Source organism: Myroides indicus (genome assembly GCF_004364575.1).
GTDB lineage: Bacteria > Bacteroidota > Bacteroidia > Flavobacteriales > Flavobacteriaceae > Flavobacterium > Flavobacterium indicum_A.
This window is the reverse complement of sequence record NZ_SOAG01000007.1, coordinates 17,529-33,138: the sequence shown is the minus strand read 5'-3', so window position 1 is coordinate 33,138 and position 15,610 is coordinate 17,529. Positions and strand designations below refer to the sequence as shown.

The following is a 15,610-nucleotide window of genomic DNA, read 5'->3' as shown; positions in this document are numbered from 1 at the left end:
CGCTTTTTTTTATTATTTTACTAATTCCATATAGTATTTATAGAACAATGGAATAGTTTCAATTCCTTTTAGGTAGTTGAATACACCAAAGTGCTCATTCGGAGAGTGGATTGCATCAGAGTCCAATCCGAATCCCATCATAATTGATTTAGATCCTAATTCTTCCTCAAATAAAGCGACAATTGGAATACTTCCTCCTGAACGTACTGGAATTGGCGTTACACCAAACGTATCTTCATACGCTTTTGCAGCCGCTTGATATCCAATAGAGTCGATAGGTGTTACATAGCCTTGTCCACCATGATGAGGTTTTACTTCTACTTTTATCCCTGCTGGTGCAATGCTTTCAAAGTGTTTTTTGAACAATTCCGTAATTTCTTCCCACTCTTGGTTTGGAACTAAACGCATCGAGATTTTTGCGAATGCTTTACTAGCGATAACCGTTTTGGCTCCTTCACCTGTATAACCGCCCCAAATTCCATTGACGTCTAATGTTGGACGAATAGAGTTGCGCTCATTAGTTGTATATCCTGCTTCTCCGTATACTTCATCAATATCCAATGCTTTTTTGTAATCGTCTAAAGAGAATGGGCGTTTTGCCATTTCATCTCTTTCTTCACGAGAAAGCTCTTCTACTTTATCGTAGAATCCTGGAATAGTGATATGATTGTTTTCATCATGTAAGGAAGCAATCATCTTCGTTAATACGTTGATTGGGTTAGCAACCGCTCCACCATATAATCCAGAGTGTAAATCTCGGTTCGGTCCAGTTACTTCAACTTCAACATAACTTAATCCTCTCAATCCTGTTGTGATAGAAGGCTGTTGATTAGAAATCATTCCAGTATCGGAAATCAGAATTATGTCATTTTTCAATTTATCGTGGTTTCTTTTTACAAACCATCCTAAACTTACTGATCCAACTTCTTCTTCTCCTTCAATCATGAATTTCACGTTACAAGGCAGAGTATTTGTTGCAATCATATATTCAACCGCTTTCACGTGCATGAACATTTGTCCTTTGTCATCACATGCACCACGAGCGAAGATTGCTCCTTCTGGGTGAATCGGCGTTGTTTTAATTACAGGCTCAAACGGTGGAGAGGTCCAAAGTTCAATTGGATCTGCTGGTTGTACGTCATAATGACCATAAACCAGTACCGTTGGAAGAGCAGGATCGATGATTTTTTCTCCATATACGATAGGATATCCTGGAGTTTCACATAACTCTACATTGTTACATCCCGCTTTTATTAAATTTTCTTTTACCGCTTCAGCTGTGTTTATTACATCTTGAGAATAAGCACTATCAGCACTGATAGAAGGCTTTTTAAGTAGTTCAATTAACTCATCTATAAGACGTTGTTTGTTTTCTTGAACAAATTGTTTTGAATCTTTCATAGTATATATAGATACAGTTATATTATTCTTTACAAACATAAGAATAAAAAAAAATTATTTTTTTCTTGCGGATTAAAAAACACATCGTATATTTGCACCCGTAATAACAAAGATTACCAAGCGGGTGTGGTGAAATTGGTAGACACGCCAGACTTAGGATCTGGTGCCTCACGGTGTGAAGGTTCGAGTCCTTTCACCCGCACAAAAAAGCTCCTCAAAACAGAGGGGCTTTTTTTATTGTATATATTTGAATGACTTTTATAAATTTGTATGTCTTAGTTATATGTGTTTCGCTAATTTGTTGCTATGGGGTTAAAAGATTTTTTATCGGAACTTTTGGAATATGAGCTGTATGCCAGCAAATCAATTACGATTACTATCGGTACATTATTGTTTGTAGCTTTTACACTTTTGTTGACGAAGGTGGGGCTGAGAGTCTTGCGAAAAGGCTTTATGAAGATGGCTTCTCCCGAAGTTTCTGCCCGCTTGGGAAGTGTTTTTAATTTTGTAAATTATTTTGTTTATCTCATCATGTTTTTCTTTATCCTAAATGCTGTAGGGATAAATATTAGCATGTTTTTAACTACATCTGCCGCGCTGTTTGTAGGATTAGGACTGGCTTTGCAAAATATTTTTAGGGATTTGATAGCCGGAATTTATATATTGGTTGATAAAACGCTGAATGTAGGTGACGTAGTACTGATTCAGGACGAAGTTGCTATTATAAGGACTATCCATTTACGGTGTACTATTGCTGAAACTAGAAATAGAAAAGTATTTGTTATTCCTAATAGAAAATTGATAGATGATGTAGTTAACAATTGGACATATGGTAACGAAATTATTAGAGGAAGGATAGAAGTAGGGGTGTATATTGGTACGGATACAGATATTGTGAAGTCTATTTTGATAGAAAGCGTATCAGAAAATAAGGAGGTGCTGAAAAATCCTAAACCACTTGTTTTTTTAGATAAATTCGGGGAATCTTCCGTGCGTTTTATCTTGCATTATTTTATAGATAATGCTTTTGATAATGACAGGATAGCTAGTGATATCCGATACGAAATAGATCGGTTATTTAAAGTTAACAATATTCCGTTACCGGTTCCTGTGTTGCGTTTAGATTCACAAGACCAGAAAAGTTGAAATAACTTTGTTTAACAAGAAAAACCTTATTTTTGTGCTTTCTTCTAAGTATTATGACTGCAACCAAAAAAAGAACGCCTAACAAGAATCCGATAACCGTAGTAAATACTCCCCGAAAAAAGAGAACACCTTCAAAAAGAAAGAAAAAAAACTCGTCAAATGTATTTTGGAAACGATTAAAGTGGACTGTAATTATTGTCTTATTTGTAGGAATAGGTATTTGGTTTGGAATTACTTTTAAGGACGGGTTAAAGTATTTTTTTAGCAGCGAACGCAAAGAAGCCAACGATAAATCCATTTTTGATTTCAGGACAGCGGAAGTTATTCAAAGGCATCAACACAAGATGATTGGGTTCGATGTGTCTCACTATCAGGGAATAATTGAATGGGATAGGATAGATTCCGTTAACTCTCAAAAACCTTTGGAATTTGTTTTTATTCGTGCAACAATGGGGGCAGACGGAAAAGATAAAGCTTTTGAATTAAATTGGAAAGGCGCCGGAGCAAATCATTTTTTGCGAGGTGCTTATCATTATTATCGACCAAATGAAAATTCTTTAATACAGGCAAAAAACTTTATAGAAACAGTAAAACTCACAGAAGGCGATTTTCCACCAATACTCGATATAGAAGAACGACCTAAAAGTCAATCTATGGATAGTTTAAGACTTGGATTACAACGATGGATTGACGCTGTTGAAAAACACTATAATGCAAAACCGATATTGTATTCGGGCGAAAATTATTATACCAATCATTTAAAAGACTGGTTTCCAGATCATATTTTGTGGATTGCTAACTACAATTTTTTTGTTGAAGAAATAAAACCTGAATGGCATTTTTGGCAATTTACAGAAAAAGGAATTGTTTCAGGAATAGATGGAAAAGTAGACCTCAATATTTATAACGGTAACAAATCAGAAATTAGGAAGTTGTTGATGAAGTGATTAAAAGGTTATTTTTTCACATCTAAGGCATCTCGTAAAGCATTTCCCAACAACATAAAACAAGTAACAAGTATGAACATGGCAAATCCGGGTAGTAATGCTAAATAAGGCTTGCCTAATAAAATGTAGTTATAGTTCTCCTTGATCATTGCCCCCCAGCTTGGCGTAGGAATTTGAGTTCCCAAACCTAAAAAACTCAACCCGCTTTCCATCAAAATAGCGGATGCAAAGTTGGCGGCCGATATTACAATTACAGGAGACATACAGTTCGGTAAAATGTGTTTTGTAATAATCCGAAAATCTGAAAAACCTAAAGCTCTTGCTGCAGTTATATATTGTTGTTCTTTAATGCTGATAACCTGTCCTCGCACTACTCGGGCAACTTCAACCCACATAGTTAAACCCACGGCAATAAAAACCTGCCAAAAACCTTTTCCAAGCGCAAGGGTAATGGCAATGACCAATAAAAGGGTCGGAATAGACCAAAAAATATTGATAATCCACAGAATAAAACTATCGATCGTACCGCCAAAATAACCGGCTATAGCTCCTAAGGAGATTCCGATAATTAAAGAAATAAATACAGCTACAAACCCAATGGATAGAGATATTCTTGAACCGAGAACCAGTCTGCTTAAAAAGTCACGTCCTTGATTATCTGTTCCCAACCAAAAAGTGTTTGGTTGAACTATGTCTTGTTCTGAAATATGGTCAAATCTACTTGTCGGAATAGATTTAAGAGGTTCTGATTCAGGATCAATACTATAACTTTTATAAAATAGTGTATCATTTCTAAAAAAGTGTTCACTGATAGGGATCTGGTTAAGCGTTTCCTTCTTTCCTGACCAAAATTGATTCCACGTTGTTTTTTGGCTTTGCGGAATAACAATCATGTCCACAGTAAAACCGGGGGGGTGCGATCGTAAAGATAAGTCGCCTGTATTGGCATTGCGTGAATTATCTGGGATAATAAAATAGGCAAAAATTGAGATTAGACTCATTAAAATAATAATCCAAAAACACAAAACGCCCCAAAAATCTTTTTTGAATTTTTGGAGCGCAATCTGAGTCTTTGATTTACTGTTTATCGACATTGTTTAATGTTGATTAACGATTTGTATTTGGTTTTCAATGGGTTTGTTAGCCATTTTTTTATTTTCTAAATCTTTTAAGATATTGATTCCTTCTTCAATATACACATCCGAATTCAGCATTTCATGCCATCTGTCTCTTTTCTTTTCCAGAATTGTATCTGTTTTGATTCTTTCTATTTCACTTGGAAGGGATAAAAAGGTCAAATTATTATTGTATTTAGAAATAGCTTTAAATTTTTTTATTTTCTTTTCGTTTTCTTCTAGGCGTTTTCGATATTGTTCAAGGTTTAGCGAAAATTTTTTTTCGTCTTTTCTTTCGTTAATCCACTTTGCATTTTCATCAATTAATTTAAATTGTTCGTTTTCAGCTATTCTTTGTCGGCTTTTTCGGATTGCTGGTTCAAAATTGTTGTTATAAGGAGAGTAACTCGCTCTGTCAATCTTATCCCACGGCATAGCATTATCCATATCTCTCTCTCCCATGTCTATGTATGAATAGCGATCTGGTAAAACAACATCGCTCAAAACGCCTTCTCTCTGGGTAGAACCCCCGTTGATACGATAAAATTTTTGAAGTGTAATTTTTAAAGCTCCTAAATCTCCAAAAGGCTGTTTTTTTAATAATTCGTTTAAATCTACCAGATTTTGAACGGTTCCTTTGCCATACGTGTGTTTGCTTCCAATAATAACTCCGCGTTTGTAATCCTGAATGGCAGCGGCAAAGATTTCAGATGCTGAAGCTGAAAAATTATTGACTAAAACCACTAATGGACCATCCCATACCACAGCTGTACCTTTATCGTCTAAAACTTGTTGTTTGCCTTTTGAGGATTTAACCTGAACAACAGGACCTTCTTTTACAAATAATCCTACCATATCCACAACTGTTTGCAAAGATCCTCCTCCGTTGTTGCGCAAATCCATCACGATTCCGTCAACGTTTTGCTTTTTAAGCTCTTTAATTTCTTTGGCAACATCCGTAAAAGCATTGCGGTTATCTTTGTTTTCAAAGTCAATGTAAAACTTGGGAAGCTGAATTAATCCGTACGATTTATCGCCGTCTTTTATGACGCTTGATTTTGCATATGTTTCTTCAAATTCTATTACTTCTCTGGTAATGGCAACTACTTTTATGCTTCCGTCTATTTTTTTGATAGTCAGGTAAACTGTAGTTCCTTTTTTTCCTTTAATCTGTTTAACCACATTGTCTAAACGCATACCTACTACATCCATCGGTTCTTCGTCAGGGCTTTGGGCAACTTTTAAAATGATATCGCCGGTTTCAATTTCTTTTCCACGCCACGCCGGACCTCCTGGTACAAGTTCATTAATTTCTACCCCTTCTGGTTTTTTGCGTAAAACAGCTCCAATACCTTCAATACTGCCGCTCATGCTGGCATCAAATTTTTCTTTGTTTTCTGGGGCAAAGTAAAATGAATGCGGATCAAAGCGCTCCACAATTGCGTTCAGATAAACAGAAAACCAGTCTTTTCGCTCGAGATCTTTTAAATTGTCAAAATATTCGTCCAATGATTTCTTTGTACTTTCTCTGGCTTCTTTTTCCAGTTGTTCTTCCGATTTTTTCTCCGTCGGTTTTACCTTTTCTTTTGGATCCTTTTTTTCAACCGGATTGTCGAATTCGTCATACTCATCTTCGTCTGCATCTATGATATCTGTTCCTTCCTGAATTTTTAAATTATCTGTCAGTGTAGAAAGTGTGTTTAATTTAAGCTGCTTTCTCCATCTGTCTTTAAGTTCTGCCTCGTCTTTAGCGTAAGGAAGGTTTTCATAATCAGCGTCAAAATCTTCTTCCTCGGTAAAGTTAAACGGCTGGCTCAAAACATCTGTGTAAATATTTTTTGCTTCTTCCATTCGCTGAGTTATTCGCTCATAAGTAATATCAAAAAAAGACAACTCTTTAAGCTCAATCATATCGTCAATCAGATATTCGTATTTTGCAAACTCGTCAATGTCAGATTGCAAAAAATATCTTTTCATCGGATCAAGTGCGTTGATATACTCTTTGTAAACGTGTTCAGAAAACTTATCGTCTAATTTAGGCGGATCATAGTGCGTGCGTTCCATCAGATAAGTAACCAGCTCTAACAAAAGTTGATCTTTCTCCGGACTATTGTCGGGTTTTTTAGGTATAAAACTCCACAATATGGCAGAGATTGCCAGTAAAAGCAAAATTACTTTATAATTCTTTTTCATAAATGACCAAATACTATTCATTAATTAGTTTTCAACTAAAGTAGTTAAAAAAGTAAATAAACCTTCGCTACAATCGATAATTATTTGTTAAATCAAAAAATAAACGAATACAATACTCTTTTTTGAAATTTTTATAACTTTACTTACTCAAATGATATGCGTAAATATTATTACTTTAGCGAAAGTAAATAAAAAAATAAAATGAAGCAAAAACCATTGATATTAGTAACTAATGACGACGGTATTACAGCACCGGGAATTAGAATGCTAGTTGATATTATGAAAGAAATTGGAGATGTAGCTGTGGTGGCGCCTGACAGTGCACAATCAGGAATGGGACATGCGGTTACCATAAATAATACACTGACGCTGGAAAAGGTTTCTATAGATCCCGATTTGGCAAATGAATATGCTTGTTCGGGAACGCCTGTTGATTGCGTGAAAATTGCATTGAGTCAAATTTTGGACAGAAAGCCCGACTTGTGTGTTTCGGGTATTAATCACGGTTCTAATTCTTCCATTAATGTGATTTATTCCGGAACCATGAGTGCCGCATTAGAGGCGGGTATGAGCGGTATTCCGGCAATTGGTTTTTCTCTTTTAGATTTTAGCTGGAATGCTGATTTTGAACAAATCAGACCATTTGTAAAAAAAATTACGGACGAAGCATTAAAAAATGTTATTCCGACGGATGTTGTATTAAATGTCAATTTTCCAAAGTTAAAGACAGATGAAATTAGAGGGATAAAGGTTTGCAGGCAGGCAAAAGCAACCTGGATGGAAAATTTTGACAAGCGATTGAATCCTCACGGCAAAGAATATTATTGGCTGAAAGGAGAATTTGTCAATCAGGATAAAGGAGAAGATACGGATGAATGGGCATTAAAAAACGGCTATGTATCCGTGGTTCCCGTACACTTTGATTTAACGGCTCATCAGGCCATCAAAAGAATTAATAACTGGGATTTATGAAACAAAACAATCGCTTAACACAACTGCTAGCAGGGTTGGTAATTGGTTTAGTCACTACGATAATCGGAGCAGAATTATACTTGAGGATTTTTACCAATTTTGATTTGTTCACTAATTTTGATTTTATCAAAAATACGGGCATTATGGGAAGAGTAGCGGCAATAGGGAGTTTATTAAACCTAGGTGTATTTACTTTTTTAATTAACAGGTCTAAAGATTATATGGCAAGAGGCTGTATTTTAGCGGTAATAATTATTACTTTGGCAACTCAATTTATATAAATGAGATATTATATCATAGCAGGAGAAGCATCAGGCGATTTGCACGGATCTAATCTGATGAAAGCAATTTACCGTAAAGATCCCGCAGCAGAAATTCGCTTTTGGGGAGGGGATTTGATGCAAAAAGTAGGCGGAACTTTGGTGAAGCATTACAAAGATCTTGCTTTTATGGGGTTTGTTGAAGTACTCCAAAATTTGAGAACAATTTTTAAAAATATTGCACATTGTAAAAAAGATATTTTGGCTTTTCAACCCGATGTTTTGATTTTTATAGATTATCCGGGATTTAATATGCGGATTGCAAAATGGGCAAAACAAAAAGGAATTCCTACGCATTATTATATTTCGCCTCAGATATGGGCTTGGAAAGAAAATCGGATTAAAGCCATCAAGAGAGACATTGATTTTATGTATGTAATTCTCCCTTTTGAAAAAGATTTTTATGAAAAAAAACACAATTATCCTGTCGCGTTTGTCGGTCATCCTTTAATTGATGCTATAGAAGAATTCAGAGCTAATCACAGCGGTGAGGATTTTAGGCAAAAGCACCAGTTAGACGACAGACCAATTATAGCTTTGCTGCCCGGTAGCAGAAAACAGGAGATTAGTAAGTTACTCTCGGAGATGCTTTCAGTAGTTCATAAATATTCAGATTATCAATTTGTTATTGCCGGTGCTCCGGGACAAGAACCTGCTTTTTATCAGCAGTTTATTAAAGGAAACAACATTTTTGTTGTTTACAATGAAACCTATTCTTTACTCAATGTAGCTCATGCTGCCTTGGTAACTTCCGGAACGGCAACGCTGGAAACAGCCTTGTTTAAAGTTCCGCAAGTTGTTCTTTATAAAGGGAATAGGATTTCTTATGAAATAGCAAAGCGAATAATAACTCTAAAGTATATTTCACTTGTTAATTTAATTATGGATGGTGATGTAGTTGTGGAACTAATTCAGAATGATTGTAATGCGGTTAGAATAGAGGAAGAATTGAAAAAAATTATGAAAGGAGATAATCGTGAAAAATTATTGTTGAAATATGAAAAATTAATTTGTAAATTAGGCGAGCAACAGGCAAGTGAATTTGCAGCAGATGAAATAATAAAAAATAGCCTTCAAAAATAGTTTTTAATTGGTTGAAATACAGTTTAATGAGGTGTTTAGTGACATTTTTGGTTTTAATGGGAATGATTTCTGGGAAATCAACATTTTCTTATGCTAATAATGCATCGGCTGAATTTTTTACTGCTGATAGTACTCTGAAAGTATTGGAAAACAATCCGATTAAGAAAAAAAAGAAAGAAACTATTGTTTTGGAAGAGAGCAAAACAGTGGATGAGGCTATTAAAGCCGATTTGGACGCTTTGCTTGAAGAAATGAGTACTTCTAAAAATGAAGAATATGAAAGAAGTGAAGAAACAAATGTATTGCTGACTGAACAAATTTTAAATACCGCATATGATTATCAAGGAGTGCGTTATAGATTTGGCGGTACCTCCAGAAAAGGAATAGATTGTTCGGGCTTGGTAATTACTGCTTTTGGAGATACGGATATTACATTGCCTCGTAATTCAAGCGCTATGGCACAAAGAGGAGAGAAAATTCACAAAGATGAGGCACAAAAAGGAGATCTGATTTTTTTTCGAACGGGTAGAGGTAACCGAATCAGTCATGTTGGCATTATTACTGAAGTTCTCACAGATGAGATTAAGTTTATTCATTCCTCTACTACTAAGGGAGTGATTATATCTTCTACTAAAGAAGATTATTACAACCGCAGATTTGTTCAAATTAACCGTGTGGTTGACGGAAATATATAACCTGATCTCCACTTTATATATTCCTTATAGAATTTTCAAAATCTCTGCGTCTTTGTAATACAAAGAATAAAAATGATGCAATACCAAAAAATAGCAATATACTTCAATTTTTATAAGACTACTTTATTAATTAACGGAGCAGTTTCTTTTGCGGTATCTATGTTCTTTTTCAGTTTTCTGCATTTTGCATTTGCTTTAATATCAGTAGGTTTTTTAATGGCTTTATTTTATAAAGAGCTCACTAAACAGCAAGAGTATTATTTTTATTACAATGCCGGGATTTCTAAAATTAATTTAATACTTGTTAGTTTTGTATTTAATCTTGCTCTGGCAATATTATTAATTTTTATTTCAGCACTATGCAAAACGTAATGGAAATTGATAGTATTTACGAATTTGTAAGTTCCAAACTTGTTTTATCGGATATTTATTTAAAATGCGAAACGGGGGATATCGTGGGGATTGTAGGAAGAAACGGTTCAGGAAAATCCCTGTTGATGAAAATAATTTTTGGTGTAAAAAAAGCTGAACATCAATTTATACAAATCAACAACAAGCGGTTTTCCAAATTGTATAAAAGAACAGGATTAATCGCTTACTTACCTCAACATTCATTTATTCCTGCAAATTTGAAAGTGACACAAGTCCTCAGGTTTTATCTGGAATCTATTCAATTTAAAGATTTTAGCAATGATGAAATTATCCAAAAAATTATCAACAATAAAATTTTTGAATTGTCCGGAGGAGAATTGAAATATTTAGAAGTCAAATTGCTTCTGAAAACCAAGTCTAAGTTTGTTTTATTAGACGAGCCTTTTAATCATTTATCCCCAAAATTGAGGGAACAAATAGGCGGGTTAATTCTAGAAGCTTCTACAGAAAAGGGAATCATCATCACGGATCATAATTATTCAGATTTAGAAAAGATAGCTAATAAAATGTATCTGATGCACAGTGGAAGTTTAAAACCAGTGAAAGATAAACAAGAACTGATCTTTAGAAATTATCTGCCTGCGGATAAGTAGATGAAATTTTGAATCTTACTTTTTAATTAAAGTGTTGTTTTGTTCGATTTGGCTAACATTTTGATGCTTTCAGATTATGAAAGCATTAAAAATTTCTTTTTTATATTACTGTTTATGGCTTATTGCAGGTATTTTTAGCTATAAACACATTCCTTTATTAGGTGCAGTAATTTTACTTGCTTTCACTTTACTTTTACTATTCGTATTTAGTTTAAAGCACTTTCGATTATTCAATCCAAAGCCTGAAACCTTTTATTTTTTTATTTTTCTTTTGTCTGTTATCTTTTATTTATCAGGTTGCTTTTCAATGCATATGTACGAAATCAGGAGAGATAGCCATAACTTTTCTATGATAGCGGAAAAAGAAAAAGCAGATCTATTTGAAATTGTAATTGATGAAGCTTTAAAATCGCCTTATAAAGATCGTCTAAAATATGTGGGAAAAGTAAAGCAGGTTGGAGAGTATTTATCGCATGGAAAAATTTTGATACATCTGACTTCTTTTGACCACGATAAACTGATTGCGGGGGATATTATTTTGTGCAGAGGACAGTTTTTAGAATTTAGTCCGATACGCAATCCCGGACAGTTTGACTATAAAAAATATATGTATATTCAGGAAGTAGAAGGGCAGATCTATATTCGGGACTTTGAAGTTATTGGAACTGAAAAATCTATTAAATACAAAATATTGCATTTGAGAAAGCTTTTATTGAATAAGCTTGCCAGATCTGAATTGCTTTCTAAAGATTCGAGATCACTTTTATCGGCTTTATTATTGGGTGATCGTACTTATATTGAAGAGGAAGTGATTACTTCTTTTAAAGATATTGGTGTAATGCATGTCCTTGCAATCTCGGGACTGCACATTGGAATCATATATTTGTTTTTGGCATTTGTATTTCGTTTTTTGCCACCCGTTTTTCAGACGATAATAATCCTTTTACTGCTTTGGTTATTTGTTTTTCTGTCGGGATTCTCTCCTTCCGTTTTCCGGGCGGTATTGATGTTTTCAATTGTAGCTATTAGCAGAGGAATGAAAAGAAGTGGAAATCTTTTGGATATTATTGGTCTCGCCTTATTTCTTAGTTTGTTTTTCTGTCCTATCTGGCTTTATGATGTAGGTTTTCAGCTGAGTTATTGTGCTGTCATAGGCATTGTGCTTGGGATGCCTTTATTTATAAATAAATATTCAAAAAACAGGCTGATTCATTATATACAGGGACTTGTTTATGTGTCATTAGTAGCACAACTTAGTGTTTTACCCCTACAGATATATTATTTTCATCAGTTCTCTTTGCATTTTTTGCTGGCAAATTTGGTTGTGATCCCGCTTATAACCGTTTTGATTGTTACGGGGATTAGTTTTTTGCTGTTTACCTATATTTTTAGTCCCGTTGCAGGAATTATTTCGTTTGTTGTGAATTTTTTTACAGGTTTATTATTTGTTTGGGTTCAGTCTTTAAAGCAATGGGATTTCTTGATCATCAATGACATTAATTTAAATTCAAGGCAGTCTTTTTTATTGATTTTATTCCTGATAGGGTTAGGAAGCTATTTAAATAATAAAAAAACAGGTAAACTTCTACTTATTTTTTCTTTGCTGATTGTGTTTCAGTTAGATCTATTCTATACAAAAAAGAATATAGAAAAAACTAGCGAATTGATAATTCCATATACATATAAAGAAGGGATAGCTATTATACAAAAAATAGAGGATAATTTATGGATTCATGTCAAAGATTCTGTATTTGACAGTGCTTTTTTAAAAGATTACAAAAGAAATTACAGAATAGAAAATACACACTACGATACACTGCAATATTTTTATAATACGACAGAAGAAGGTGTTTTGCTGATTTTGACTGAAGAATATAAGGAGTACATGATTGGAGAATGCGCGGATATGATTTTGATAAGCGGAAACATAAAAATTAATTATAGTCGTTTATTGGACTATCACTTTCCTAAAAAGGTAATTATTCATAACAGAACGCCTAAATGGATAAAAGATAAAATTATTGAAAGCTGTATCCATAAAAATATCCCTTTTCACGATATGAGCAAAAAGGGATATTTCAGGTTGAGTTATTAATATACTTTATAGTCTTTCTAATAATTGTGTTGGTGTATTATACCCTACAATTACATTGGACACTTCTGATTGTTCATTGAAAATTACCATCGAAGGATATCCCGGAATTCTTAAAAACATTGTGAATTCATGTGTTGCATTGCGTCCTTTTCTGTTTTCGTTAAAACCCGGATTAGAAAAATCTTTGCCTTTATAGCTGATTTCTTCATTTCCTTCTGCATTGAATTTAACTGCATAATAATTTTTGTTGATATGCTCAATTACTTTTGGATCGGTAAATGTGTTTTTATCTAACATTTTACAAGGACCACACCAATCTGTGTAGGCATCCATAAAAATAGGTTTTGGGTCTTTTTTTTGAGCTGCAATAGCTTCATTAAAAGTCATCCACTTAATTTCCTGTGCTTGTGCAGCAATTCCTATTAAGGTAAAAACAAATACTAATAAGATTTTTTTCATGTTTAATCATTTTAATTGGTCTGTAAAATTATTTAACGCCGTGCATTAATTTTTTCATTAAGGGGTTAAGCGCAATTACGATAAGTCCCGCTACAATAGGTACGACCGTAAAAATAAGGAAAAAAGTGGACAGTGAGTACTTCTCTGTAATATTTTCGATTTGTCCTCCAACCTGTGCAGCAAGATTGTTTCCGATAGCAATGGCCAGATACCACATTCCAAACATAAAGGCGATCATGCGGGCCGGTACTAATTTAGATACGTAGGATAATCCCACTGGAGAAGAGAATAGTTCTCCAAGGGTATGAAACAGATAGGCAAATACTAGCCACATCATTGAAACTCTTGTTCCTTCCGAGATACCGTTTGCCCCGTATGCCAATACTCCGAAACCGATTGCCATAATAATTAGCCCTAAACCATATTTTATAGCAGCAGGTGGGTTGTATTTAGAGTCCCATAATTTAGAAACCAGAGATGCAAAGGCAATAATGAAGAAAGAGTTCAGGATAGAAAACCAAGAAGCAGTAATTTCTACTTGCCCGTCTTTTAACTCTGTTACTCGGGCTTCAATTATATGAGGTGTTTTGCCTTGCTTGGAGTAACCTTCTCGCAACGGGTGTTCTATATCTGAGGTTAAAACGTGAAAACGCTCTAATTCTTCGTATATTTTTATTGACGTACCCGCTTCCATCTCCACTCGATCCGTAATAATAGTAGTTACTTCCACAATTTCATCGCCTTCTTTTGCTGAGAAAGCTTCGGAAATAGGAGTAAATTTAAATACAGGGTTGTTGCTTTCATCGATTTTATGAGTTCCGTCTTCTGTCAGAACAGCTTCTTTTACCGCAGAATAACTTACTTCATAAGCATGAGAAGACCAGTCTCTGTTTAACATCCAGATAGCAGCACCCCATACGCCTATAAAAGTGATGGCTAAAATAATATTGGAAGCAAATGCTTTTTTGATAGTTTGTTTGGCCAACAGATATAAAACCCATGTAATAATCAAAAGCGGAATAACGGTGAGCAGCGTGTTGAAAATATTAAAGAGCAGAGCACTGTTTCCAATCATCATACGCTGAGTATTATCTCTGGCAAAAAGCACTAGCGAAGTAGCTCCTTGTTCAAAACTCATCCAAAAGAAAATGGTAAAGAAAGCAAAAATGATCACAGCAATCATACGATCTCTAACAACTTTTGTATAGCGAGAGATACGGGTTATTACCAGATATAAAAATACGATTAAGCCAAATATAATCCCTACGACTTTTCCGTCATATCCTAAAATAGTTTCCGGAAATAATCTGAATTTAGCGATGATTCTGAACGGATCATCAAACGCATATAGTAAACCGATAATTGTTGAAACCGTAATTAAAATATAATCAACAGTTGTAAATGGATTTTTTTTAAGGGCGTCTTTGTCTTCTTGTGTTAAATCAGCCAATTCAGGGTCGTTGTCAATCGTTTTTTCTCCTTTTTTAGGAACATTCCCAATAGAACCAAAGATAGGTTTAGCTAACCAAAACTGAAGAGTTCCCAACAACATAAAAATTCCAGCTAACCCAAAACCATAATGCCATCCAACTCTTTCTCCCAAATAACCACAAAGCATCATTCCAAAAAAAGCACCAGCATTTACTCCCATATAAAAGATAGTATAAGCACCGTCCTTTTTTTGAGGAACTGATTTGTACATTTCAGAAAGAATGGAGGTCATGTTTGGCTTAAAAAAACCAGTACCTGCAACTAAACAAGCTAACCCAAGATACATAAACATCTCTCCTTCCAATGCCATAAAAGCGTGACCAAGTGTCATTACTAATGATCCGATGACTACTGCCCAACGGTAACCGATATATCTGTCGGCGAGAATTCCTCCAAAAATAGGAGTGATGTACAGCAACATAGCATAAGTGGCAAATAATGCACCTGCATCGGCGACTTCCCATCCCCATCCCGGATTTAGTCCAATTACAGACATTGTCAAAAACTGAATCAACAACACTCTCATTCCGTAGAAAGAAAAGCGTTCCCACATTTCTGTAAAAAATAAAACAAATAAACCTGCCGGATGACCTAATACTTTTGTATCGAAAAAATTCGGTTGTGAGCTTGAACCTGTCTGCATATATAGTGTGTTTTTATTTTAGGTT

13 protein-coding genes and 1 tRNA gene are annotated in these 15,610 nt (G+C 34.6%); 9 read left to right on the top strand and 5 right to left on the bottom strand.

Annotated features, from left to right (window positions below):
- Positions 1-12 precede the first annotated feature (12 nt).
- A complete protein-coding gene (locus C8P70_RS04110) occupies positions 13-1,401 on the bottom strand; it encodes a dipeptidase (RefSeq protein ID WP_133712073.1) in 1,389 nt (462 codons plus the stop codon).
- A 120-nt stretch (positions 1,402-1,521) separates the two neighbouring features.
- Here C8P70_RS04110 and C8P70_RS04105 point away from each other — a divergent pair.
- The 3 genes from C8P70_RS04105 to C8P70_RS04095 all read left to right on the top strand — a co-directional run bounded on the left by C8P70_RS04105 (position 1,522) and on the right by C8P70_RS04095 (position 3,494).
- Positions 1,522-1,603, top strand: a tRNA-Leu gene (locus C8P70_RS04105).
- Between the two features lie 104 nt (positions 1,604-1,707).
- On the top strand, positions 1,708-2,547 hold the full coding sequence (locus tag C8P70_RS04100; protein ID WP_133712072.1) for a mechanosensitive ion channel family protein: 840 nt from the start codon (positions 1,708-1,710) through the stop codon (positions 2,545-2,547).
- A gap of 53 nt (positions 2,548-2,600) precedes the next feature.
- Positions 2,601-3,494: a GH25 family lysozyme gene (locus C8P70_RS04095; protein WP_133712071.1), complete on the top strand. Its 894-nt coding sequence runs from the start codon at positions 2,601-2,603 to the stop codon at positions 3,492-3,494.
- A gap of 8 nt (positions 3,495-3,502) precedes the next feature.
- On the opposite strand, the gene C8P70_RS04090 is transcribed toward C8P70_RS04095, so the two are convergent.
- Positions 3,503-4,588, bottom strand: a complete 1,086-nt coding sequence (locus C8P70_RS04090) for an ABC transporter permease (RefSeq protein ID WP_133712070.1) — start codon at positions 4,586-4,588, stop codon at positions 3,503-3,505.
- Positions 4,589-4,591: 3 nt separating this feature from the next.
- The gene (locus tag C8P70_RS04085) at positions 4,592-6,823 is read right to left on the bottom strand and encodes a carboxy terminal-processing peptidase (protein WP_133712069.1); all 2,232 of its coding nucleotides are present in this window, start codon (positions 6,821-6,823) and stop codon (positions 4,592-4,594) included.
- Between the two features lie 180 nt (positions 6,824-7,003).
- On the opposite strand from C8P70_RS04085, the gene surE reads away from it, so the two are divergent.
- The 6 genes from surE (at position 7,004) to C8P70_RS04055 (ending at position 12,992) form a co-directional block, all read left to right on the top strand.
- Positions 7,004-7,774 carry a 5'/3'-nucleotidase SurE gene (gene surE / locus C8P70_RS04080; protein WP_133712068.1) on the top strand — a complete coding sequence of 257 codons (771 nt, stop codon included), beginning with the start codon at positions 7,004-7,006 and terminating at the stop codon, positions 7,772-7,774.
- The gene (locus C8P70_RS04075) at positions 7,771-8,055 is read left to right on the top strand and encodes a hypothetical protein (protein WP_133712067.1); all 285 of its coding nucleotides are present in this window, start codon (positions 7,771-7,773) and stop codon (positions 8,053-8,055) included. Before surE ends, C8P70_RS04075 begins: the two co-directional genes overlap by 4 nt.
- The gene (gene lpxB / locus C8P70_RS04070) at positions 8,056-9,177 is read left to right on the top strand and encodes a lipid-A-disaccharide synthase (RefSeq protein WP_133712066.1); all 1,122 of its coding nucleotides are present in this window, start codon (positions 8,056-8,058) and stop codon (positions 9,175-9,177) included.
- Between the two features lie 26 nt (positions 9,178-9,203).
- The gene (locus tag C8P70_RS04065; RefSeq protein ID WP_243832660.1) at positions 9,204-9,872 is read left to right on the top strand and encodes an NlpC/P60 family protein; all 669 of its coding nucleotides are present in this window, start codon (positions 9,204-9,206) and stop codon (positions 9,870-9,872) included.
- Positions 9,873-10,231: 359 nt separating this feature from the next.
- Positions 10,232-10,897 carry an ATP-binding cassette domain-containing protein gene (locus C8P70_RS04060; protein ID WP_133712065.1) on the top strand — a complete coding sequence of 222 codons (666 nt, stop codon included), beginning with the start codon at positions 10,232-10,234 and terminating at the stop codon, positions 10,895-10,897.
- A 76-nt stretch (positions 10,898-10,973) separates the two neighbouring features.
- Positions 10,974-12,992 (top strand): ComEC/Rec2 family competence protein, encoded by a 2,019-nt coding sequence (locus C8P70_RS04055; protein ID WP_133712064.1) that lies wholly within the window; start codon positions 10,974-10,976, stop codon positions 12,990-12,992.
- Between the two features lie 6 nt (positions 12,993-12,998).
- Here the strand turns inward: C8P70_RS04055 and C8P70_RS04050 are convergent, their stop codons facing one another.
- Together C8P70_RS04050 and C8P70_RS04045 are read right to left on the bottom strand one after the other, a co-directional pair.
- Complete coding sequence (locus C8P70_RS04050; RefSeq protein ID WP_133712063.1) at positions 12,999-13,451, bottom strand: thioredoxin family protein; 453 nt, start codon at positions 13,449-13,451, stop codon at positions 12,999-13,001.
- A gap of 28 nt (positions 13,452-13,479) precedes the next feature.
- Entirely contained in the window at positions 13,480-15,585 is a 2,106-nt protein-coding gene (locus tag C8P70_RS04045) for a peptide MFS transporter (protein ID WP_133712062.1), read from the bottom strand.
- Positions 15,586-15,610: the final 25 nt, after the last annotated feature.